The sequence below is a fragment of the Streptomyces sp. NPDC051104 genome (assembly GCF_040682835.1).
Taxonomy (GTDB): Bacteria; Actinomycetota; Actinomycetes; order Streptomycetales; family Streptomycetaceae; genus Streptomyces; species Streptomyces cynarae.
On record NZ_JBFBBS010000065.1, the window covers coordinates 1 to 21,258 of the forward strand.

Consider the following 21,258-nt stretch of genomic DNA (forward strand, 5'->3'; position numbering starts at 1 on the left):
TGTTCGTGCTGGTCATACGGGGGTGGACTCCTGTCTCGCCCAGGAAGGATAACCCGGCATACCCGGTGTCTCACCACAGACTGACAGGGAGGGCTTCCGCCCAGGAGGTCGGGGCAGCCGAGTCACTGCAGGCCCTGCTGAACAGCAAGGACCCCGAGGTCCGGGCCTTCATGGCGAACTTCAGCAGTGAGGAGCTGGCCGCCTTTCAGCAGGCGGCTGCGGCCCAGGGCAAGCCCGGCGACGGCGTGGTGGCCTTGAAGGCCCCCAACTGGGGCCAGATCATGCGTGCCCTCAAGAAGATCGGCGGCTTTGCCAGGGCTGTGGCGGGCAAGTACGACGACTTCAAGCGGTGGGTCGATGACCGGCCGTGGTACATCAAGTACGCCATCAAGGCGGTCTCGCCCGGTCTGTCGCTCTACGACATCTGGTGGCACTTCCACCACTGAGTCGTCTGCCCGTCCGGCCGCCTGTACGGGCGGCCCGGACGGGCTTCACCGCGTTGCCACGACGCCTCTCAACCTCCGTCCGGCGAACCGCTGATCGGCGTTTGCGTCGGTCTCGGCGCCGTGTCAGCGCTGTCGGCTCGAAAGGAATTGACACTCGAAGGGATGGACGATGGAGAACGGCCAGGGCCAGGACGTTGAACCCAAAGTCACCGAGGGAACCTGGGGCATGCCCCTGATCGTTTTGATTCCGGTCGCCCTGATGCGCATCTTCACAGATCTTTCGACACCGTGGCTCGTCATGGCGTGGATGCTGTGGGGCCTTGCAGCGCTGCTGACGATCGTCGGGTGGGTGCAGGTGGTCCGCTACGGCCCGCGGCAGGCGCGAGGATGGTCCGCCTGCGTCCCGCTGCACTGCGCGCTTGCCTGGCTCGGGGCACAACTCGTCCTTGCCGATTAGGTCCTGTCGGGCCTGTCGGGAGCCTCGCCTCCGGGGCCGGACGGACGGGTGAACCGCCGCCCCACCGCGGAGCGCGGCGGCTCGCCTCGCACGCTGTCCAGGTGCCCCTACGCGGAATGCCCCGGTCATCCGCCGATCCGGACCGGGCAGCCGTCATCCGGCAGCCGCACTTCACCGGCCGAGTTCGACCGACGACACCCAGAGCCGTGGTGTGCGGCGACTGTGCGACAGATTTCCCGAATGTGTCGCAGTTCAGCCGGTACACCACCTCCGTGGACACGGCCGCCGTGCAGGGGTCTCGTCCTCCGCAGAAATCCGCTTCGGGCGCCGTGGCGGGTGCCTCTACCGTGGCCTGGTGACAACCCAGGTGATCGTGTTGAACGGCGGGTCCAGCTCCGGGAAGTCCGGGATCGTCCGGTGCCTGCAGGCGATACTGCCGGATCCGTGGCTCGCCGCCGCGGTCGACTCCCTCATCGAGGCGATGCCCGCGTCCATGCAGGCATCGGAAGCCGGAATCGACATCGCCTCAGATGGCGGGGTGAACATCGGGTCGGCGTTCCGGGAGCTGGAAGCAGCATGGATGGAGGGCGTCGCCGCCATGGCCCGTGCGGGCGCCCGGGTCATCGTCGATGACGTCTTCCTCGGCGGAGCGGCGTCCCAGCAGCGGTGGCAGAAGGCTCTCAGCGGGCTGGACGCGCTGTGGGTCGGCGTCAGATGCGAGAGCGCGGTCGCCGCAGGCCGTGAGATCGCCCGCGGGGATCGGGCCCAGGGAATGGCCGCGTTGCAGGCCGAAATGGTCCATCGGGGCGTGGTCTACGACCTGGAGGTGGACACCACGCACACGGAGTCCCTGGAGTGTGCGCGAACCGTCGCCGCCCGGATCAAGTGATCGAGAGCCCTGCCCTCGGCACGCCCGACCGTCCTCCCGCCTGGGCATCACTCCCCCTCCGGCGTCGCTCCCCGCCCCTCCATCCGTCCGAACACCTCCAGCACCTCCGCGTCGCCCGCCCGGGCGTTGAGGAAGTAGTCCGCCCACTCGGCGATGTCCTCGTACGCCGACTCCCGGGCCAGGCGTGTGGTGGCGGACGGGATGTCGAAGAGCGTTCTGCGAAGGTCCACGCCGGGACCGAGCAGGCACCAGTGGGCGCCGGGGCGGCCGTAGGGCGTGCCGACGCTGCCGGGGTTGACCACCTGGCGGCCGTGGGCGAGGCGGACGTACGGCATGTGGGTGTGGCCGCACACCACCGTGCCGATCGTGTCCGGCAGCTTCTCCCACACCTCCGCCCAGCGGGTGAGGGGCGAGTCGACGAGGACGACCTCCTCGTCGTTCCTCGGCGTCGCGTGGCAGAACAGGACCTCGCCGAGGCCGCGCACCGGGAGTGTCACCGTCAGCGGCAGCTCGGCGAGGAAGTCGACCTGCTCGTCGCGGAGCCGGGACGCCGCGTAGGGGCCGATGGGGTCGGGGATCTCCGTCCGCTGTCCGCGGCGGTATTCGACCAGCTCCCGGTCCGCGTTCCCCGCGACCCAGACCACCCGCTCGCCCTCGCGCGCCAACAGGTCCAGGACCTCGGCCGGCTGCGGCCCCGCCGTGATGTCGCCCGTCACCACGACACGGTCGGCGGCGGCGACCTCCGGCTCCGCGAGTACCGCTTCCAGGGCGGGCAGTACGCCGTGGATGTCGGAGAGGACCGCCACCCGGTCCAGTACGTCGCGCACTTACTCGTCCCCCTCCCTGTCGATGGCCTCCTGCAGCCCTTCCGCCAGCACCTCCGCCAGATGCCGTCCCCTGACGCCCGCCAGCTGCTGAAGCTGGGTGCGGCAGGAGTAGCCGTCCGCCAGGATGACCGCGTCCTCGGGTGCAGAGCGCACCGACGGGAGCAGTTGGTCCTCCGCGCAGGCCGTCGACACCTCGTAGTGGCCCTTCTCGAAGCCGAAGTTGCCCGCGAGGCCGCAGCAGCCGCCGGTGAGTTCGCCGGTCAGGCCCGCCGCCGTGCGCAACCGGCGGTCGGCCGTGTCACCCAGGACCGCGTGCTGGTGGCAGTGGGTCTGGCCGGCCGCCGGGCGGTCGAGGCGGGGCGGTGTCCAGTCGGGGGCGTGCTTCTCCAGAGCCTCCGCGAACGTCACCACCGCCGCCGCGAGGCGCTGCGCGCGGGGGTCGTCCTGCAGCAGCTCGGGGAGGTCGGTGCGCAGGGCGGCGGCGCAGCTCGGCTCGAGGACGACCACCGGGGCGCCGGCCGCCAGCACCGGTTCCATCAGGTCGAGGGTGCGGCGCATGACGGTGCGGGCGCGGTCCAGTTGGCCTGTGGAGACGTAGGTCAGGCCACAGCAGACCCTGCGCCGGCGGCCCGGGGGCAGGACCACCCTGAGGCCCGCCGCCTCCAGCACCCGTACCGCCGCGCGGCCCACGGACGGCGACAGGTGTTCCGTGAAGGTGTCCGGCCAGAGGGCGACCAGCGTGCCCGCCGTCCGGGGGCGCCCGCCGGTCGTCCGCCTCCACCATCGGCTGAAGGTCTCCTGCGCCATCCGGGGGAGGCGGCGCTCCGGTGCGATCCCGCCCAGGCGTTTCGCGAGCGCCGCCAGGGGGTCCACCGACGCGAGGGCGTTGACCAGCGGCGCCGTGCGGGTGCGGGCCACCGCCCGGAGCCACAGCGGCAGCCATCCCATCGCGTAGTGGGCGGCGGGGCGGCGACGGTCCGCGTAGTGGTGGTGCAGGAACTCCGCCTTGTAGGTCGCCATGTCGACGCCGACCGGGCAGTCCGTGCGGCAGCCCTTGCAGGACAGGCACAGGTCGAGGGCGTCTCTGACTTCCGTCGAGCGCCAGCCGTCCGTCACCACCTCGCCCGCCAGCATCTCGTGCAGCAGCCGGGCGCGGCCCCGCGTGGAGTGCTCCTCCGCGCCCGTCACCCGGAACGACGGGCACATCACCGAAGAGCCGGACACCGTCGTCGTACGGCACTTGGCGACGCCCACGCACCGGCGGACCGCCGCCGAGAAGTCGCCGCCGTCCGACGGATAGCCGAAGGCGACCTCGACCGGCTCACGGGGCAGCACCGCGAACCTCAGGTTCTCGTCCAGGCGGGCCGGGCGGACCAGCATGCCCGGGTTGAGCAGGCCGTCCGGGTCCCACAGGTCCTTGGCGCGGGTGAAGAGGGCGACCAGATCGGGGCCGTACATCTTCGGCAGCAGCTCCGCGCGCGCCTGCCCGTCGCCGTGCTCCCCCGACAGCGAGCCGCCATGGGCCACGACCAGGTCCGCGAGGTCCTCCGAGAAGCGGCGGAAGCGGGCGACGCCCTCCTCGGTCAGCAGGTCGAAGTCGATACGGACGTGGATGCAGCCGTCCCCGAAGTGGCCGTACGGCGTGCCGCGCAGGCCGTGGTCGGTCAGCAGGCGTCTGAAGTCGCGGAGATAGTCGCCGAGTCGGGCCGGGGGTACCGCGCAGTCCTCCCAGCCGGGCCAGGCCTCGCTGCCGTCGGGCATGCGGGTCGCCGTACCGGCGGCGTCCTCCCGCAGCCGCCACAGCGCGCGCTGTCCGGCAGGGTCGGTGACCACCGTGGCGTCCGTGACGTCCGCCGCCCGGACGATGGTCTCCGCACGCGCGCGTGCCTCCGCCTCATCCCCGCCGCCCGCCTCCACGAACAGCCAGGCGCCACCGCGCGGCAGCCCCGCCGACGGTGGTACGAGATCGGCGGCCATGCCCTCCACCGTCAGCGGGCCGAGCGGCAGCAGCCCGGCCGCCGCCTGGGCCGCCGCCGTCTCGTCCGCGTACCCCAGCACGGCGAGCGCACGCGCGCGGGGTGCCTCGACGAGGCGGACGACCGCCTCCGTCAGGACGCCCAGCGTGCCCTCGGAGCCGCACAAGGAGCGGGCCACATCCGCGCCCTTCTCCGGCAGCAGCGCGTCCAGCGCATACCCGGAGATACGGCGCGGGAGGGACGGGAAGCCCGTGCGCAGGAGCGCCAACTCGCCCTCGACCAGCGTCCGCAGGCCCTCGGGGGCGCCCTTCCAGCCCGGCCCAAGTGTCAGCGCCTCGCCCTGCGCGGTGAGCACCGACAGCTCCCGTACGTTGTCCGCCGTCGTCCCCCAGGCCACCGAGTGCGCGCCGCACGCGTTGTTGCCGATCATTCCGCCCAGCGTGCAGCGGGCGTGGGTGGAGGGGTCCGGGCCGAAGCGCAGGCCGTGCGGGGCGGCGGCCTCCTGGAGGCGGTCAAGGACCAGGCCCGGCTGCACCACCGCCGTGTGCGCCTCGGGGTCCAGGGACACGATCCGGTTCATGTGGCGGGTGAAGTCGAGCACCACGCCCGTGCCCGTCGCCTGCCCGCCGATCGACGTGCCACCGCCGCGGGCGACGACCGGCACGCCGTGCGCCCGGCACACCGCCAGCGCCGCCGCCACGTCGTCCGCGTCCCGGGGCGCCACCACACCGAGCGGGACGCGCCGGTAGTTGGACGCGTCCATGGTGTGCAGTGCCCGCGCGGTCCTGTCGAACTCGACCGCACCGCGCACCGCCACGCGCAGCTCCCGACGCAGCGCACCGACGTCGACGTCGGCCCCCGTCGCCTGCTGCCCTCGCACCACAGGATCCGTCATGCCACCAGCATGCCCTCCGCCACTGACAGTGACCGTCCCGGGGCACACCGGAGCCGTCTCGCAGGACGGTGGCGGCTGCGGTCGCCGGGTGGTGGCCACTGCGGTCGCCGGGCTGTCGCGCAGCGATCACATGACCGGATTCCGCATCGGAACCGTCCTGTTCCGAACACGGCTCCATGGCGGAGCTGGTCGCCGACCGCAAGGAGCACCCGGCCGACGACGTGGTGTCGCGGATGCTCGCGGACGAGGGCGGTTTCACCGACGAGGAGATCGTCCAGGGCCTGATGGTGATGATGGCGACGGGCCACCAGCCGACCGCGGACCGGATCGGGAACTCGCTGCGGCTGATGCTGACCGACGACCGTTTCGCCGCCTCCCTCTTCGGCGGGCGCAACAGCGTCGCCGAAGCCATGAACGAGGTGCTGTGGGAGGACGCCCCCACGCAGAACGTGGCTAGGCCGCTGGGCGCCCGCGACACCCGCCTCGGCGGCCGGCACATCCGCACCGGGGACCTGCTCCTTCTCGGCCTCCGGGTACGTGGCGTTCGGCGGGCGGGAGACGGGCCGGTGGACGGGGTGTGGCCGTCGGACCATGCGGCGATGGTGGCGGATCTCGCGGATCCGGCGGGCGGCTCCGCTTCCTCGTGGGAGCGGTGTGCGGACAGGCCGAGACGGACGGCCCGTCGGGGGAATCCGGGCCGTCCGTCGGGCTTCCCGGAATGTTCCGGGAAGCGGGCACCACGCACCGGCCTTCGACACGGTGGGCGGTGGCTCGGAGCTGCGGCGATCTTTGTGGCGGTCGCCGCGGTTCAGCAGCCGTCGATCCCGCAGGCGTTGCCCTGGATGACGGCCAGGGAGGCCTGTTCGTCGAGGACCGCCTTGCGCAGCCGGGCCGCGTTCGGCACGCCCTCGATGCGGTGCCGGTCGTTGACGATGATCGTGGGAACGGCCGAGATGCGGTACGCCTCCGCGGTACGCAGCGCCTCCTGGTGGGTCTCCCGGTAGGTGCCGTCCTTCAGCGCCCGTGCGTAGTCATCGGCGTCGAGGCCGAGTTCGGCCGCGATGGCGGTGAGCACCTCCAGCCGGCCGATGTCCTGGTTCTCCTGGAAGAACGCCCGCAGCATGCGCGGGGTGTACTCGGCCGCCTTGCCGTGCTCGGCGGCGTACTGGTAACCCTCGAACGCCAGCCGGGTGTACGGCTGTGGCGAGACGGTGGGCAGGGTGATGTCCACCCCCATCCGGCGGGCCATGGGATAGACCGAACTCGCCCACACCGAGGGCAGGTACTCGTCCTCGGGGCGCAGCGTCGGCTTCGGGTACGGCCGCAGTTCGAACGGCATCCACTCGATGTCGACGTCCAGGTCGTGCGTGGCCTCGTGCAGCGGCCCCTCGGCGAGCATGCAGTACGGACAGACGTAGTCCGACCAGACCTTGACGCTCACCCGGTCGTTCGTCGCGTTGCTCATCCCAGCCTCCCCTTGCTCATGAGGTACTCCTCGAACGGCTTGGTCGCGTCCGGCACCTGCAGGTACGTCACCTTCACCGGCCAGTCGACCGGATCCTTCGCGAAGATCGAGTACGAGCCCGAGTAGTCGAAGCCGTACTGTGCGGCCGTCTTGCGGTCGACGGCGTACACGACATGACTGACGCTGAAGTACAACGACGCCATGTAGCACAGGGCGCACGGCTCGCCGGAGGCGATCAGCGTGGCTCCGGCGGTCGCCCACACCCCTCGTTCGGCGGCCGCCTTGCGCAGCGCGACGACCTCGGCGTGGGCGGTGGGGTCGTCGTCCTCGCGCACCCGGTTGAATCCGGTGGCCAGGATCTGCCCATGGTTGACGACGATTCCGGAGAAGGGGATGCCGCCCTCGGCGACGTGCTCCCTGCTGATTCGCACCGCTTCTTGGACGTATTCGGCCAGCCTGCTCTCGGCGGGTGTCATGGCTGCACTCCTGTCAGAGGGCGGTCGGGCGGAGCGGAAGGGCGCCGCCGAAGATGGAGGCGAAGGAGAGCAGCCGGGCCGAGGCGCTCTTCTGGGTGCAGCCCTCGGCGGTGTGGGTGCTCAGCGCGGATGTGATCTCGAAGAGCGAGGGCAACGGCAACCGGGCCCGGCCTCGGCGGACGGAACCGCCTGCGGGGTTCGCCGTGTTGTCCGGCACCGGTGCGGCCCTCACTGATGCTTGTACGTACAAATGACTGCTCCGCAGACGAGCCCTTTGGGGAATCGAAGGAGTGGAGTAGAAGATTGCATGAACATGTATCTTGTTGTCAACGCCGCTCGGGAGGAGCCGGTACCTCAGATGACAGCCATCACTCACACGCCCACCGCGTCCTCTGACCAAGCCATGTGGAACAGGGTGCTCACCCTGCATGCGCATGTCGAACGCCAGCTCACCCAGGTGCTGCAGCGCAAGCACGGCATCGGCCTGTCCGAATTTCGCGCCCTGGAATGCCTGGCCCAGGCCGCCAACGGCGAGCTACGTATGCAGGACCTGGCGGACAAGGTGGGTCTCGGCCAGAGTTCGGTGACGCGCCTGGTCGGCCGCCTGGGCGCGGCCGGCTTCGCCTTCCGGGACCTGTGCCCCGACGACAAACGGGGGGTGTACGCGGTGATCACCGACGAGGGCCGACAGCGCTATGCCGCCGCCCGCGGCACCTACGGCGAGGTGCTGAGCGCGGCACTGAACACCGCGGGAGCCGTCCCCGAGCTCGCCCGTACCGTCCAGGCGCTGCGCAGCGGCGTCTGATCTGCGCTTTCATCGACATCCGCCGGCCCTACCCCTGCAATGGGCCGATCGAGAGCCGCCCGGTTCCCCGGGCGGCTCTCGGCGTTTCCTGGCTTCGGCGCGACAACTGACGGCACACGCCCGTTTCCTGAGGTGAAGCGACCCATGACGCCTTTGATACCTCGGTGGCACGTTTTTCGCGCCTTCGAAATGAATAATTCATGAAGCAAGGTTGACGCATGCGTGCGACGTGAACTCTGTCACACCGATACCGGCAGATACATGCTTGACTCTGCATGCATTGCCGCTACGGTGAATGATCGAACGACCACGGGGGGCGTGGACGAAGCCGGCTCGGCCTGATCGGCCCTGGGCTCCGGACGCGGCTTTCCGGCGCGCCTCATGCGCCGTCACCCCCCTTGCAGCGGAGATCACTCTTCCCGTCGAAGTCGGGATGAACAAGGGGGAACCATGCCATCCTTACGCCTCTGTGACGCGTTGGCCGCGCATGCTCGGCACCGGCCCGAGGCCGTGGCCCTGGTGTGGGGCGGGCGGCGCACAACGTATCGTCGGCTCGTCGACCTCGCCGGGGAACTGGCCACCGCGCTGGACCGCCTGGACCTCGACCGCGGCCGCCCGCTGTGCGTACCCGCACACAAGACGCCGGAGACGATCGCCCTGCTCATCGGGGCCTTCCAGGCGGGGTACGCCGTCCTCACCCCTTCGCCCGGGCTGGGCGCCGCGGTCCTGGAAACGCTCACCGTGCAGGCCCGGTGCTCCGTGGTCCTCACCGTCGACGACCGGGGTGCGCTGCACCACGACGACGTCCCGCAGGACGAGGCGGCCGCCCGCGGATTCGACGCCGTCGACCCCACCGCCGCCCACCTGCTGCTCACCACCTCCGGATCCACCGGAACGCCCAAGATCGTGCCCATCGCGGCCGACGCCTTCGACCGGTTCGCCGCATGGGCCACCGAACGCTTCCACCTCACCGAGCGGGACACGCTGCTCAGTTACGCCCCGCTCAACTTCGACCTCTCGCTGCTCGACGTCTGGACCGGGCTCCGGCTCGGTGCTGGAGTCGTGCTCGTCGAGCACGACTCCAGCACCGACGCCCGCCACCTGCGGGACCTGGTCGCGGAGCACAAGGTCACCTTCGTGCAGGGCGTTCCCATGCTGTACCGGCTGCTCACCCAGGACGACGCCCGGCACCCGCACGTCCGCACGGCGATCTTCACCGGAGACGCGATGCCGCGTCCGCTGCTGACCCGGCTCGGCGCGGCCTTCCCCGGCGCCCGCTTCCACAACGTCTTCGGCTGCACCGAGACCAACGACAGCTTCCACCACGACGTCGACCCCGCCGCAGCGGGAGAGAAGACCCCGATCGGCCGCCCGCTACCCGGCGTGCGGGCCCTGCTCCTCGATGACGAGGGGAAGGTCCTCGACGGTCCCGGCACGGGTGAACTCTTCGTGTCGACCCCGTTCCAGACCGCGGGCTACCTGCAACGGGAGTGCAACGAAGGTGTGTTCGTCCCCGCGCCCGACGGCGGACCCGAGGTGTTCTACCGCACCGGCGACGTCGTCTCCCGGGACGCCGAGGGCCTGCACTGGCTCGACGGGCGGACCGACTTCCAGGTCAAGGTCCGCGGTGTGCGCACCAACGTCCAGGAGGTCGAGAACGTCCTGGCCGCCCATCCGGACGTCGCCGAGGCCGCCGTGGTGGCCCTCCCCGACCCGGAGGCCGGCTACCGGTTGCACGCCCAGGTGACCCGGCGGCCCGGCACCGCACTCACCTCCCTGCGTCTGCGCACCCACAGCGCCGCGCACCTGCCCCGGCACGCCATCCCCTCCTCGGTCCAGGTGGGCGACACACCGCTGCCGCGCACCGCGACCGGAAAACCCGACCGCAACCTCATCAAGGCGCTGCGCCAGAAGGGAAACCACGCATGAGCACGCTGACGGACGAGATCCGCGGCTATGTCGTCACCGAATTCCTCGACGGAGAGGACTCCTCCGACCTGACCACCGAGTTCGACCTGATCGACAGCGGAGTCGTCGACAGCCTCGGACTGGTCCGGATCGTCTCGCACCTCTCCAGTGCCTACGCGATTCCCGTCGACGACATCCCGCTGAAGCCGGAGCACTTCCGCAGCATCGGCGCCATCGTCGCCTTCGTCGAGAACGCGAACCGGGCCGCCGCCTGATCTTCCGGGAAAGCCCCGGAAAAGCGAAACCCACACATCCCGAAGGAGTTTTGTCGTGATCGTTCGCAGCATCAGTGACGTCGTCCCCGTGGAGTGGGGCAACGGTACCAGCCACCGTCTGCTGACCGAGGCCGACGGCATGGGCTTCACTGTGTGCGAGACCCTGGTCCGCAAGGGCACCTCGAGTGCGCTGCAGTACCGCCGGCACCTGGAGGCCTGCTACTGCACCGGTGGTTCCGGCGAAGTCGTCACCAAGGACGGGACGCGCTTCAAGATAACGGAAGGCACCATTTACGCCCTCGACGAGAATGACGCGCACCACCTTGTGGCGTCCGACTACGAGGACTTGCGACTGATATCCGTCTTCAGTCCGGCCCTGCGCGGCGACGAGAAGCACACGCTGTCCCCCGACGGCTTTTCCCAGTACTGAGTCCCGTGTTCCGGGGCCCGCCCGCCGACGGGCCCCGGCCCCTCAGCTCACCACGTACCGGAAGGCCCGCACAGCCATGACATCCGCATTCGCGCAGTCCACTCCGCAGACCCCCGACCCCGCCCCCGATCCCTATGAACTCGCCGCCCTCTGGGCCCAGGAACTCAACCGTGACGTCGAGGAGTTCGACGCCCGCGCCGAATTCCCCTGGGAGAAGTGGAAGACGATCCGGCGCTCGGGAATCCTGGCGGTTCCCTTCGAGACGCGTTACGGCGGCCGCGGCGGCACCCTGACCGAGACGATGCGCGCCCTGGAGGGACTCGGCCACACCTGCCGGGACGCAGGCCTCGGCTTCTCCGCCTCCACCCAGATCGTCAGCGTCGGCGTACCCCTCCAGGCGTTCGCCGGCGAGGAGCTCAAGTCCCGGTTCCTGCCGCGGATCGTCTCCGGCGAGCTGATCACGGCGCATGCCATCACCGAGCCGGAACACGGCTCGGACGCCATGAACATCACCACCACCGCGCGGCGTGACGGCGACGACTACGTCATCGACGGCGGCAAGATGTTCATCACCAACGCGCCGATCGCCGACCTGTTCCTCCTGTACGTGCGCACCGGCGACCCCGGCCCCTTCGGCCTGAGCGTCTTTCTCGTCGAGCGGGACACCCCCGGCCTCCGGATCGGTGAACCGCTGGCCAAGATGGGACTGCGCACCTCCCCGCTGAGCGAGGTGACCTTCGAGGGCCTGCGGGTGCCCGCCGCCCGCCGCATCGGCCAGGAGGGCGCCGGCTTCCTGATCCTCGACCACGTGATGAAGCGGGAGATCCTGTTCTCCTTCTCCCTCACGCTCGGCGAGATGAGCCACCGCCTGGAGCGGGTGATCCGCCACGCCAGGACGCGCCGCCAGTTCGACCAGCCGATCGGCCGGTTCCAGGGCGTCTCGCACCGGATCGCCGACATGAAGATCGCGGTGGAGACCTCGCGCAAGTGGCTCACCGACACCGGCGCCAAGGTCGAGGCCGGCCAGGACGCGGCGATCGACATCGCCGCGACCAAGACGGTGGTCAGCGAGGCCAACAAGACCACCGCTCTGGACGCGGTGCAGATCTTCGGCGGCCAGGGCTATCTGACCGGCACCGGCATCGAGCGCGACGTGCGCAACGCCGTCGGCGGAACCATCTACTCCGGCACCAGCGAGATCCAGCGCAACCGCATCGCCGCCCTGTTGGGCCTGTGAGCGGGCAGCGCTGACGAAAGGGTGACCATGAACGCCATCACGAGCGCCGAGCACGTCCGGCTCACCGCGCCCACCGAATTCCTGGACTACGAGACGGACGCCGTCCAGGCCTTCGTCGACCACGCGGTCGCCGACCGAGCCGCCGACAAGCGCCGGCTCGCCGTCGAGCTGTACTACGCGGTCCGCGACGACGTCTTCTACGAGGTGTACGGGGCCGATCTGTCCCCCGAGGGACTGCGGGCCGGCCACATCGCGACCACCAGGAAGGGCTTCTGCCTGCACAAGTCCGTGCTCTACGCGGCGGCCTGCCGGGCCGTGGGCATCCCTGCCCGTCTGCACTACGGCGACGTGCGCAACCACCTCGCCTCCGACCGGCTGCGCGCCCACATCGGCGGGGACGTCTTCTTCCACGGCCTCAACACCGTGTACCTGAACGGCACATGGGTGAAGGCCACCCCGGTCTTCAACAAGATCCTCTGCCGTCTGTACGGGATGACGCCGCTGGAGTTCGACGGCACCACCGACAGCGTGCACCACCCCTTCGACGACCAGGGCAAGAAGAACATGGAGTTCGTCGCCGACCACGGCGACTTCGACGACGTGCCCTACGAGTTCGTCATGTCCCAGATGCGCCGTAAGCACCCCCGCTTCCTGGACGGCAGCGGCACCGGCACGGTCCGCGGCGGCTCGCTGGCCGCCGAGGCGACGGCCTGACCCCGTAAGGAGTGACCATCATGAGCAACGTCCAGGCCGAGAAGGACGGCTGGGAAGCCCGGGCGCGGGTCGGCGTGGTCGTACCGCACGCGGACGTCGGCCCGGAGTCGGAGTTCCAGGCGATCGCCCCCGACGACGTCTTCGTCCACGGCTCACGCGTGCACTTCGCAGCGATGCGGCCCGGCGGCGAGATGGACCCGAAGATCCCGCACGACCCCGTGCGCGCCTTCGTGGAGCCGCCGCTCATCGACGAGGCGGTGGAACTGCTCGCGGCCTCCCCGCTCGACGTGATCGCGCTCGGCTTCACCAGCTCCGCCTACGTGCTCGGCGCGAGCGGCGAGAAGGAACTGTTCGACCGCCTGGCGCGCCGTACCCGGGGCATCCCGCTCACCGGCACCACCGCGGCCGCCGTCACCGGCTTCACCGCGCTCGGCGCCCGCAAGGTGGCGATCGTCAACCCGCCGTGGTTCGACGACCGGCTCTCCGGGCTCGGCGCCGGCTACTTCACCGAGCAGGGCTTCACGGTCGTCCACCACGGCCCGTGCGGCCTACCCAGCAACCAGAAGCTGATCACGCCCGAGGCCCTGTCCGACTGGATCCGCACCACCGTCGCCGGCCACCGGCCCGACGCCGTCCTGGTCGCCGGCAACGGCATCCGCGCGGTCGGCGTCATCAACGCGCTGGAGAAGGAGCTGGACTTCGCCGTCCTGACCGCCAACCAGGTGCTGTTCTGGCACGCCCTGCACCTGGCCGGCGCAGGTGAGGCCGCAACTCGGATCACCGGCTACGGGCGGCTGTTCGACACGGCACCCGGGAGCGGTGCGTCATGAGCCTGCTGGCGGCCGACGGCCACATCGCCCTGTTCGGCACCCCCGAGGGGGACTCCTACAGCCTGCCGCTGGTCTGCTGGCGCGACGACGGCACCACCGTCCACGGCCTGGTCCTGCACCGCGGCGCGCTGCGTCAGGCCGAGCTCGTACCGGGCTTCCGCCGCTACGCGCACGGCAGCGAGACCGCCCCCTCATTCGCGCCCGAGGAACCGCGGCCGCGCTACGCCGGCGCGGCCGGCTGAACCACCCGGGCCCGTGCGGCACCACCCGCACGGGCCCGACACCGGCGGCCGCCGGGCCGCCCATCCCCCACGCACGGAAAGGCATGAGCCATGTCCCAGCGCACCGGTTTACAGGCCTACTTCGCCCCCCTGGACGGCACCCCCCAGCCGGTCCTCGGCCGGCACGTCCTCGCCACGGTGGCCTTCGGTGAGCACTCCGGCCTCAACCTCACCCCCCAGGGGCACCCCGAGCTGGCCATCCCCATGTCCTCGCCCGGCTTCGACGCCTTCCGCGAGGTGTGGACCACCACCGCCGAACCGGTCTTCGGCACCCGCGACGGCCTGGCCTTCGCCCACGACGGCGAACACCTCTTCGTCTCCGGCACCATCGACCCGCTGCCGGCCTACGCGTCCACAGTCCGCGCCACCTACGAGGCCGCCTTCGCACTCGTCTCCGACCTCGGCTACCCGCACATCTTCCGGATGTGGAACTTCGTCGGCGACATCATCGGCACCAATGCCCACGGCATGGAGATCTACCAGGACTTCGTGGCAGGCCGCGCCGAGGCCTTCGCCTCCTACGGCGACGGCACCGGCCACATGCCGGCCGCCACCGGCATCGGCACCCGCGGCGAGGGCATCTCCTTCACCCTGATCGCCTGCCGCGACGGCCGCCCCCGGCACGTGGAGAACCAGCGGCAGACGCCCGCCTACCACTACCCCGAGCAGTACGGACCGAAGCCGCCGAGCTTCGCCCGTGCCACCGTGCTGGAACCGGCCTGCGCGCCCACCGGCGGCGGCACGCTCTTCGTCTCCGGCACCGCGAGCATCCTCGGTCACGAGACCGCGCACCGCGGCGACGTCGCCCGGCAGACCGAGGTGGTCCTCGAGAACATCGCCGAGCTGATCAGTGGACCCAACCTCGCCGCGGCCGGCCTGCGGGGCGGCCATGAACTGAAGGACCTGCGCCTGGTGAAGGTGTACGTGCGCCACGAGGAGGACCTCGCGCTGGTGCGCGCCCGCTGCCGGGAGGCGCTGGGCCCCGACGCGGAAACCGTGTATCTGAACGTGGCCGTGTGCCGGGACGACCTGCTCGTGGAGATCGAAGGCCTGGTCCCCGGACCGGAGTGGACCCGATGAGCGAGTCTCCCTCGCTGTCCGCGCCGGAGACCACCACCCCCGCGGTGTGGGACCTGCTCCCCGCCGAACAGCAGCCCCACTGGGGCGCCCACCCCGACCTGTCCCGGGTGCGCGCGGAGCTGCGCGGCGCGCCCGCGCTGACGACGGCGCGGGACGTGCGGGCCCTGCGCGGGCAGCTCGCCGAGGTGGCGCTGGGCCGGGCCGGGCTGCTGCAGACCGGCGACTGCGCCGAGGACATCCGTGAATGCACCCCGCACCACACCGAGTGCAAGGCCGGGCTGCTCGCCGACCTCGCCGACCGGCTCGCCGCGCGCACCGGCCGGCCGGTGGTCCGCGTCGGCCGCATGGGCGGCCAGTTCGCCAAGCCGCGCAGCCGTCCCACGGAGCGGACCGACGGCATGGACCTGCCCGTTTTCCGCGGACACCTCGTCAACTCCCACGAGCCGACCGCGCCTGCCCGCCGCCACGACCCGGTCCGGATGCTGCGGGCCTACGAAGCGAGCGAGCGCGTCATCGGCGCCCTCGACCTGCTGCGCACGGACTCCACCGGGCCGTGGGCGAGCCATGAGGCGCTCGTGCTGGACTACGAGGGCGCGCTGGTGCGCCGGGACGCGACGACCGGTATGCCGTACCTGGCCTCCACGCACTTCCCGTGGATCGGCGAGCGCACCCGCCAGCTCGGCCTGGCGCACGTGGAACTGCTCGCCGCGATGGCCAACCCCGTCGGCTGCAAGATCGGCCCCTCCGCCACGCCCGACGAGGTGGTGCGGCTGTGCGGGGTCCTCGATCCGCACCGGCTGCCCGGCCGGCTCACCCTGATCCTTCGCATGGGCGCACAGGCCGCAGCCACCGCCACCGGACCGATCGCCGAGGCGGTGCGCCGCGCGGGCCACCCCGTGGTGTGGCTCAGCGACCCGCTGCACGGCAACACCGTGACGGCCACGGGCGGGATCAAGACCCGTCACCTCGATGACGCCGTCGCCGAGGCCGTGACCGTCCGGCGGGAGCTGCACCGGCACGGACAGCATCTCGGTGGGCTCCACCTGGAGACCACCCCGGCCGACGTCACGGAATGCGTCGGCGGCCCGGTCGCCGAACATCTGCTGCCCGAGCGCTACCTGACCCTGTGCGACCCACGCCTCAACCCGCGCCAGGCACACGAGTTGATCGACGCCGTCTTCGCCTGACCCCAGGCCCGTGCGACCGGGCCGAGACCCACCCAGCAGCGGCCCCGAGCACCGGCCCTGCGGCCCGCCCGAGAGGAACCCCCATGCCCAAGCCCCCCTCCGACCTGCGTATCGGCGTCGTCCTGCCCGGACGCGAGTCCGTCGTCGAACGCGGCGAGTACCCGAGCCACCTCGGCGGACTCGCCGCGAAGATCGAGGCGTCGGGTTATGACTCCATCTGGGCGGGCGAGTCCCCGCTGGCCCGCTCCCGGATGAACCCGCTGCTGGCCCTGACCGCCGCGGCCACCACCACCGAGCGGGTCGGCCTCGGTACCGCCGTCCTGCTGCCACTGCGCCCGCCGGTGCACTTGGCCCACGAACTGGCCTGTCTGGACCGGATCTCCGGCGGCCGCCTGATCGCCGGCCTGGGCTCCGGCTTCTCCTCGCCCGCCACCCAGGCCGAGTTCGCGGCGTACGGCGTCCCGTTCCAGGAGCGGGTGGGCCGGATGCGGGAGACCATCGAGATCTGCCGGGCGCTGTGGGCCGCCGAGGGCGACCCCGTGTCGTACGAGGGCGGCTACCACCGCCTCGACGACGTGGCGCTGCTGCCCGTGCCCAGCCGGCCGGCCGGTCCGCCGGTGTGGATGGCCCACTCCGGCGAGAAGATGCTGGAACGCACGGGGCGGATCTACGACGGCTGGATGCCCACCAGCACCACCGCGGCGAACTACGAGAAGGGCTGGCTGCGGGTACGGGAGGCCGCCGAGACCGCAGGGCGTCCTGCGGGCGACGTCACCGCCGCCGTCTATCTGTCGGTCGCCGTCGACGACAGCCTGGAGAAGTCCGAGCAAACCCTGGAGGCCTACTTCCGCGCCTACTACCGGCTCGACCTGCCCACCATGCGCACCACCCAGGGGATCTTCGGCGGCACCGCCGAACAGGTCGCCGAATGGCTCGGCGGCTACATCGAGGCCGGCGCCCGCCACCTGGTGCTTCGGTTGCCCACCGCCGACCTCGAAGAGCCCCGTTACCGGGCGGCCCTGGAGCGCACCGCCGAGGAACTGCTGCCACTGCTGCGCTCCGCCGCGTGATGGGGACCACCCGTACACCACGGGCGGGTCGGCATGCCGCGTCGCCGACCGGGACCAGCCCGGCGGGCCAGGGAGACATCTGGCGCGCCGCGTGGCCGCTGACCGCGGTGTTCATGCTGTCGAACGCGCCGACCCCGCTGTTCGTGCTGTGGCAGCACCGGATCGGTTTCGCCACGGGCACCTTGACCGTCGTCTTCGCGATGTACATCGGCGGACTGCTGCTCGCCCTGCCGGTCGCGGGCGCCCTTTCGGACCGCTGCGGCCGGCGGAACGTGCTGCTGCCGAGCGTGCTGTGCGCGCTGCTCGCATGTCTGTTCTACGCGACCGCGACGAGCGTCGCCGCGCTGCTGGCCGCCCGGTTGCTGACCGGGCTCGCGGTGGGCGGCACGGTGGCCTCGGGCATGGCGGCAGTAGTGGACGTCGGCGGACCCGAGCGGCGTCGGCAGGCCTCACTCGCCGGTTCGGTGGCCATGGGCACCGGCCTGGCCACCGGCCCGCTGCTGGCAGGCTGTGTGGCCCAGACGCTGCCGGCGCCCACGGTGACGGTGTTCGTCGTCGAGGCCGTGCTGTTGCTGTCGGCGCTCCTGGTGGTACGCCAAGTGCCGAACGTCCGCCGCCCCGCCACCGGGCCGTGGCTGCGGGTGCCGTCCGTGCCGCGCCGCAACAGACGCGACCTGCTGCTGGGGCTGGCCGCGTACATGCCGGGGATGACCGGGACGTCGTTCCTGCTCGCGCTCGGCCCGTCCCTGCTGGCGGCCCTGCTCGGGACCGAGAACCGGATCCTGGCGGGCGGCACGGCGTTCGTGATGTTCGGTACGTCGACCGCGGTGCAGTTCCTGGTGAGCGGATGGCCGACACGCCGACTGCTGGCCATCGCCACGGGGGCGACCGCCGCGGGCATGGCGCTGGTCGTGTCGGCCGTGCACGGCCGGTTGATCGGTCTGCTGCTCGCGGCCGCCGTCCTCGCCGGCGCCGGGCAGGGCATGGGGCAGCTCGGCAGCTTCTCCCTGCTGGGTGCCCGGGTCGATGCGGCCCGGCTGGCCGAGTCGAACGCGGCGCTGAGCTCCTGGGGATATCTGTTCGCCGGGCTCCTGCCGGTCGGCTCGGGCTATCTCGGCGACGCGGCCGGCATCGGCTTCAGCGCCACCCTGCTCGGCCTGGTGGTGGCCGTGGCGGCGGGCGCGGGGGGCGTGTACATCACCTGTGCCGGTCGCTCCCGGCGCTCTCCAGAGTGGCATTGACAGCAAGATACATGTTCATGCAAGCTTTATCTGCCTTCGCGAGGGTCGCTGACACTGCCCTATGGGTGTCATAAGCATGTACGTACAAGCAAATGCCACGGGGAAGCGTGGCCTGGCCACTGTTCCCGCCGCCGCCCGGGCCACCGTCGCTCCGCGGCGATCCGGTCCCGAAACACGCTGACCCCACCGAACGAAAGGACTGCCATGCAGTGGCTCTACCTCGCCATCGCGGACATCTTCGAGATCGTCGTCGCCATCGCAGCCGGCAAGGCCGAAGGCTTCAAGAACCGCCGGTGGACCGCCATCACCCTGGTCAGCGGTGCGCTCGGGACCTACTTCCTCAGCAGGGCACTGCTGACCTTCGACGTCGGCGTCGGCTACGCCATCTGGACGTCCATTGCCGGTGTCGGCATCACCGTTCTCGGAGTGCTGCTCTTCGGTCAGCGCCTGAACTGGCGCAAGGCCCTCGGCATCGTCGTCATCATCGCGGGGGTCGTCGGCCTCCAGCTCAGCGGTGCCGCCTAGGAATCCCGCCCACGCCTGATCCGCCTCCCCGAAAGGACCCGGGTACATGTCCCGCACCGACCGCTCCTCGGCCAACTCCTGGCTCATGCTCCTCCTCGCCGGAGGATTCGAAGTCGGCTACGCGCTCTCCGTCGGCGGCAGCCACGGCTTCACCCGTCTGTCGTGGTCATTGGTCGCCGTCGTGTTCTTCCTCCTGACGCTCTGGGCGCTGAGCGTCGCACTGCGCACCATCGACGTCGGTATCGGCTATGCCGTCTGGGCGGGAATCGGGGCAGCCGGCGCGGCGCTGCTCGGCCCGGTCTTCTTCGACGAGACCCTCACCCCGGTCCAGGCCCTGTGGCTGGGCGTCATCATCGTCGGAGTGGTCTGGCTCAAGCTCGCCGACAGGCCGCAGAACACTCAGGAGCCCGCCGCCCAGCCTCAGGACACCCAGGGGCTCGTCACCGGCTCGAGGGAAGCCCAGGGCGCACAGCGCTGAAGCCTTCCGCCGGCCCGTTCGTGGTGAGGGCACGACAGCAGGGCCTCTTGGTGGCTCGGGCGTGCGATCCCGACCGAGCTGCACCAGGAGGCCCTGTGGTCAGGGTCTCCCGCGAAAGGCCGACGACGCCGCAATCCTCTACGAGATCACGGTGCGCCGACCGGCCAACGCCGGGAGGACGACGGCGAAGGCGGTGGCGGTGGCGGTGGCGGTGGCGGTGGCGGTGAGGACGGTCTGTTCGGGGTCGGCGGACGCGGTGAGGTGGATGCGTCGAGGTACGCGGTGTCGCAGCAACAACGGTAGCTGCGGGCCAGGGCACGCAGACGGTCTGCGCTCACACCGAATCTGCCGGCCTCGATGTTGCTGAGCTGCGCCTGGCTGTCGCGGCGGGGGCGAGTTCACCCCTTCGGGCGACGCCCGTCTCAGCCGACGGACCACGTTTCGCCCAGGTTTCCTCCAGCGGCTACGCTCCCGTCCGTGGCTGATATCCAGATTCCTGACGACATCAAGCCCGCCGATGGTCGTTTCGGCGCGGGTCCCTCCAAGGTGCGGGTCGAGGCGCTGGACGCCCTCGCCGCCACGGGTAGCTCCCTGCTCGGCACGTCCCACCGCCAGGCCCCGGTCAAGAACCTGGTCGGCAAGGTGCGCGAGGGTATCCGTGAGCTGTTCCAGCTCCCCGACGGCTACGAGGTGATCCTCGGCAACGGCGGGTCCACCGCGTTCTGGGACATCGCGACCCACGGCCTGATCGAGAACAAGTCGCAGCACCTCAGCTTCGGCGAGTTCTCCTCCAAGTTCGCCAAGGCGGCCAAACTCGCCCCCTGGCTCGCCGAGCCCACCGTCGTCGCCACCGACCCCGGCACCCACCCCGAGCCGCAGGCCGAGTCGGGCGTCGACGTCTACGCCTTCACGCACAACGAGACGTCGACCGGTGTCGCCATGCCGATCAAGCGCGTCGAGGGTGCCGACGAGGGCGCCCTGGTCCTCGTGGACGCCACCTCCGGCGCCGGCGGCCTCCCGGTCGACATCGCCGAGACCGACGTCTACTACTTCGCCCCGCAGAAGTCCTTCGCCTCCGACGGCGGCCTGTGGATCGGTGTCTTCTCCCCGGCCGCGATCGAGCGCGCCGAGCGCGTCCACGCCTCCGGCCGCCACATCCCGGAGTTCTTCAGCCTCCCCACGGCGATCGACAACTCCCGCAAGAACCAGACGTACAACACCCCGGCCCTCGCCACCCTGTTCCTGCTCAACGAGCAACTGGAGTGGATCAACGGCCAGGGCGGCTTGGACTGGGCGGTCCGCCGCACCGCCACCTCGGCGCGCACGCTGTACGGCTGGGCCGAGGACGTCAAGTTCGCGACCCCGTTCGTCACCGACCCGGCCAAGCGCTCCCAGGTGATCGGCACGATCGACTTCTCGGACGAGATCGACGCCGCCGCCATCGCCAAGGTCCTGCGCGCCAACGGCATCGTCGACACCGAGCCGTACCGCAAGCTGGGCCGCAACCAGCTCCGCATCGCGATGTTCCCGGCGATCGAGCCGACGGACATCGAGGCGCTGACGAAGTGCGTCGACTACGTGATCGAGAAGCTGTAGGGCTCAGCCGACTTCATCGCGTACGGCGGAAGGGGCGTCCGGTGTCACCGGGCGCCCCTTCCGTCCGTCTCTAGCGCCGCAACAGGCAACGTTCGCCCCGTCGCGACGCCCGGCACTCCCCCAAGCTCTCGGCTTCGCTCGAGCAGGGGGGACCCCCACCCCCAAGCTCT

The 21,258-nt window shown here is 70.9% G+C and carries 24 protein-coding genes and 1 pseudogene; 19 read left to right on the forward strand and 6 right to left on the reverse strand.

Annotated features, from left to right (window positions below; genetic code table 11):
- The first annotated feature begins 65 nt into the window (after positions 1–65).
- From AB0N14_RS37385 to cpt, 3 genes are all read left to right on the forward strand, one after another.
- The gene (locus tag AB0N14_RS37385) at positions 66–446 is read left to right on the forward strand and encodes a hypothetical protein (RefSeq protein WP_366030176.1); all 381 of its coding nucleotides are present in this window, start codon (positions 66–68) and stop codon (positions 444–446) included.
- A gap of 169 nt (positions 447–615) precedes the next feature.
- Positions 616–903, forward strand: coding sequence for a hypothetical protein (locus AB0N14_RS37390; RefSeq protein WP_366030177.1), 288 nt, complete (start codon positions 616–618; stop codon positions 901–903).
- Between the two features lie 355 nt (positions 904–1,258).
- Positions 1,259–1,792, forward strand: coding sequence for a chloramphenicol phosphotransferase CPT (gene cpt / locus AB0N14_RS37395; protein WP_366030178.1), 534 nt, complete (start codon positions 1,259–1,261; stop codon positions 1,790–1,792).
- Positions 1,793–1,839: 47 nt separating this feature from the next.
- Here cpt and AB0N14_RS37400 read toward each other — a convergent pair whose 3' ends face one another.
- Both AB0N14_RS37400 and AB0N14_RS37405 read right to left on the reverse strand, forming a co-directional pair.
- Entirely contained in the window at positions 1,840–2,619 is a 780-nt protein-coding gene (locus AB0N14_RS37400) for a metallophosphoesterase family protein (RefSeq protein ID WP_366030179.1), read from the reverse strand.
- Positions 2,620–5,358 carry an FAD-binding and (Fe-S)-binding domain-containing protein gene (locus AB0N14_RS37405; protein ID WP_366030199.1) on the reverse strand — a complete coding sequence of 913 codons (2,739 nt, stop codon included), beginning with the start codon at positions 5,356–5,358 and terminating at the stop codon, positions 2,620–2,622. It abuts the gene before it with no gap.
- A gap of 305 nt (positions 5,359–5,663) precedes the next feature.
- On the opposite strand from AB0N14_RS37405, the pseudogene AB0N14_RS37410 reads away from it, so the two are divergent.
- Positions 5,664–6,020 (forward strand): annotated as a pseudogene (locus AB0N14_RS37410) (cytochrome P450); the annotation flags it as partial.
- Between the two features lie 278 nt (positions 6,021–6,298).
- On the opposite strand, the gene AB0N14_RS37415 reads toward AB0N14_RS37410, so the two are convergent.
- From AB0N14_RS37415 to AB0N14_RS37425, 3 genes are read right to left on the reverse strand one after another with little or no spacing between them, the layout of a single operon-like run.
- Positions 6,299–6,955 carry a DsbA family oxidoreductase gene (locus AB0N14_RS37415; protein ID WP_366030180.1) on the reverse strand — a complete coding sequence of 219 codons (657 nt, stop codon included), beginning with the start codon at positions 6,953–6,955 and terminating at the stop codon, positions 6,299–6,301.
- A complete protein-coding gene (locus AB0N14_RS37420; protein WP_366030181.1) occupies positions 6,952–7,431 on the reverse strand; it encodes a nucleoside deaminase in 480 nt (159 codons plus the stop codon). Before AB0N14_RS37420 ends, AB0N14_RS37415 begins: the two co-directional genes overlap by 4 nt.
- 13 nt (positions 7,432–7,444) lie before the next feature.
- Positions 7,445–7,648 (reverse strand): hypothetical protein, encoded by a 204-nt coding sequence (locus AB0N14_RS37425; RefSeq protein ID WP_366030182.1) that lies wholly within the window; start codon positions 7,646–7,648, stop codon positions 7,445–7,447.
- A gap of 141 nt (positions 7,649–7,789) precedes the next feature.
- Between AB0N14_RS37425 and AB0N14_RS37430 the strand changes: the two genes are divergently transcribed.
- The 14 genes from AB0N14_RS37430 (at position 7,790) to AB0N14_RS37495 (ending at position 19,492) form a co-directional block, all read left to right on the forward strand.
- A complete protein-coding gene (locus AB0N14_RS37430) occupies positions 7,790–8,236 on the forward strand; it encodes a MarR family transcriptional regulator (RefSeq protein ID WP_366030183.1) in 447 nt (148 codons plus the stop codon).
- Positions 8,237–8,686: 450 nt separating this feature from the next.
- Positions 8,687–10,165: an AMP-binding protein gene (locus AB0N14_RS37435; RefSeq protein ID WP_366030184.1), complete on the forward strand. Its 1,479-nt coding sequence runs from the start codon at positions 8,687–8,689 to the stop codon at positions 10,163–10,165.
- Positions 10,162–10,419 (forward strand): acyl carrier protein, encoded by a 258-nt coding sequence (locus tag AB0N14_RS37440; protein WP_366030185.1) that lies wholly within the window; start codon positions 10,162–10,164, stop codon positions 10,417–10,419. Before AB0N14_RS37435 ends, AB0N14_RS37440 begins: the two co-directional genes overlap by 4 nt.
- A 55-nt stretch (positions 10,420–10,474) precedes the next feature.
- Positions 10,475–10,849: an ectoine synthase gene (locus AB0N14_RS37445; protein ID WP_366030186.1), complete on the forward strand. Its 375-nt coding sequence runs from the start codon at positions 10,475–10,477 to the stop codon at positions 10,847–10,849.
- 76 nt (positions 10,850–10,925) lie between these two features.
- Complete coding sequence (locus AB0N14_RS37450; protein WP_366030187.1) at positions 10,926–12,086, forward strand: acyl-CoA dehydrogenase family protein; 1,161 nt, start codon at positions 10,926–10,928, stop codon at positions 12,084–12,086.
- A gap of 27 nt (positions 12,087–12,113) precedes the next feature.
- Positions 12,114–12,800: a transglutaminase-like domain-containing protein gene (locus AB0N14_RS37455; RefSeq protein ID WP_366030188.1), complete on the forward strand. Its 687-nt coding sequence runs from the start codon at positions 12,114–12,116 to the stop codon at positions 12,798–12,800.
- Between the two features lie 20 nt (positions 12,801–12,820).
- Positions 12,821–13,630, forward strand: a complete 810-nt coding sequence (locus AB0N14_RS37460; protein WP_366030189.1) for a maleate cis-trans isomerase — start codon at positions 12,821–12,823, stop codon at positions 13,628–13,630.
- A complete protein-coding gene (locus AB0N14_RS37465) occupies positions 13,627–13,872 on the forward strand; it encodes a DUF6253 family protein (RefSeq protein ID WP_366030190.1) in 246 nt (81 codons plus the stop codon). Before AB0N14_RS37460 ends, AB0N14_RS37465 begins: the two co-directional genes overlap by 4 nt.
- 90 nt (positions 13,873–13,962) lie before the next feature.
- Positions 13,963–14,991, forward strand: coding sequence for an FkbO/Hyg5 family chorismatase (locus AB0N14_RS37470; RefSeq protein WP_366030191.1), 1,029 nt, complete (start codon positions 13,963–13,965; stop codon positions 14,989–14,991).
- Positions 14,988–16,178, forward strand: a complete 1,191-nt coding sequence (locus AB0N14_RS37475) for a 3-deoxy-7-phosphoheptulonate synthase (protein ID WP_366030192.1) — start codon at positions 14,988–14,990, stop codon at positions 16,176–16,178. Before AB0N14_RS37470 ends, AB0N14_RS37475 begins: the two co-directional genes overlap by 4 nt.
- Before the next feature lie 83 nt (positions 16,179–16,261).
- A complete protein-coding gene (locus AB0N14_RS37480) occupies positions 16,262–17,248 on the forward strand; it encodes an LLM class flavin-dependent oxidoreductase (protein WP_366030194.1) in 987 nt (328 codons plus the stop codon).
- Entirely contained in the window at positions 17,248–18,489 is a 1,242-nt protein-coding gene (locus AB0N14_RS37485) for an MFS transporter (protein ID WP_366030200.1), read from the forward strand. The genes AB0N14_RS37480 and AB0N14_RS37485 overlap by 1 nt, the downstream gene beginning before the upstream one ends.
- A 204-nt stretch (positions 18,490–18,693) precedes the next feature.
- Positions 18,694–19,014 carry an SMR family transporter gene (locus AB0N14_RS37490; RefSeq protein ID WP_366030195.1) on the forward strand — a complete coding sequence of 107 codons (321 nt, stop codon included), beginning with the start codon at positions 18,694–18,696 and terminating at the stop codon, positions 19,012–19,014.
- A 46-nt stretch (positions 19,015–19,060) separates the two neighbouring features.
- Positions 19,061–19,492, forward strand: a complete 432-nt coding sequence (locus AB0N14_RS37495; protein WP_366030196.1) for a multidrug efflux SMR transporter — start codon at positions 19,061–19,063, stop codon at positions 19,490–19,492.
- A gap of 138 nt (positions 19,493–19,630) precedes the next feature.
- Here the strand turns inward: AB0N14_RS37495 and AB0N14_RS37500 are convergent, their stop codons facing one another.
- Positions 19,631–19,786 carry a hypothetical protein gene (locus AB0N14_RS37500; protein ID WP_366030197.1) on the reverse strand — a complete coding sequence of 52 codons (156 nt, stop codon included), beginning with the start codon at positions 19,784–19,786 and terminating at the stop codon, positions 19,631–19,633.
- Positions 19,787–19,969: 183 nt separating this feature from the next.
- Between AB0N14_RS37500 and serC the strand changes: the two genes are divergently transcribed.
- Entirely contained in the window at positions 19,970–21,088 is a 1,119-nt protein-coding gene (serC, locus tag AB0N14_RS37505) for a phosphoserine transaminase (protein WP_366030198.1), read from the forward strand.
- Positions 21,089–21,258: the final 170 nt, after the last annotated feature.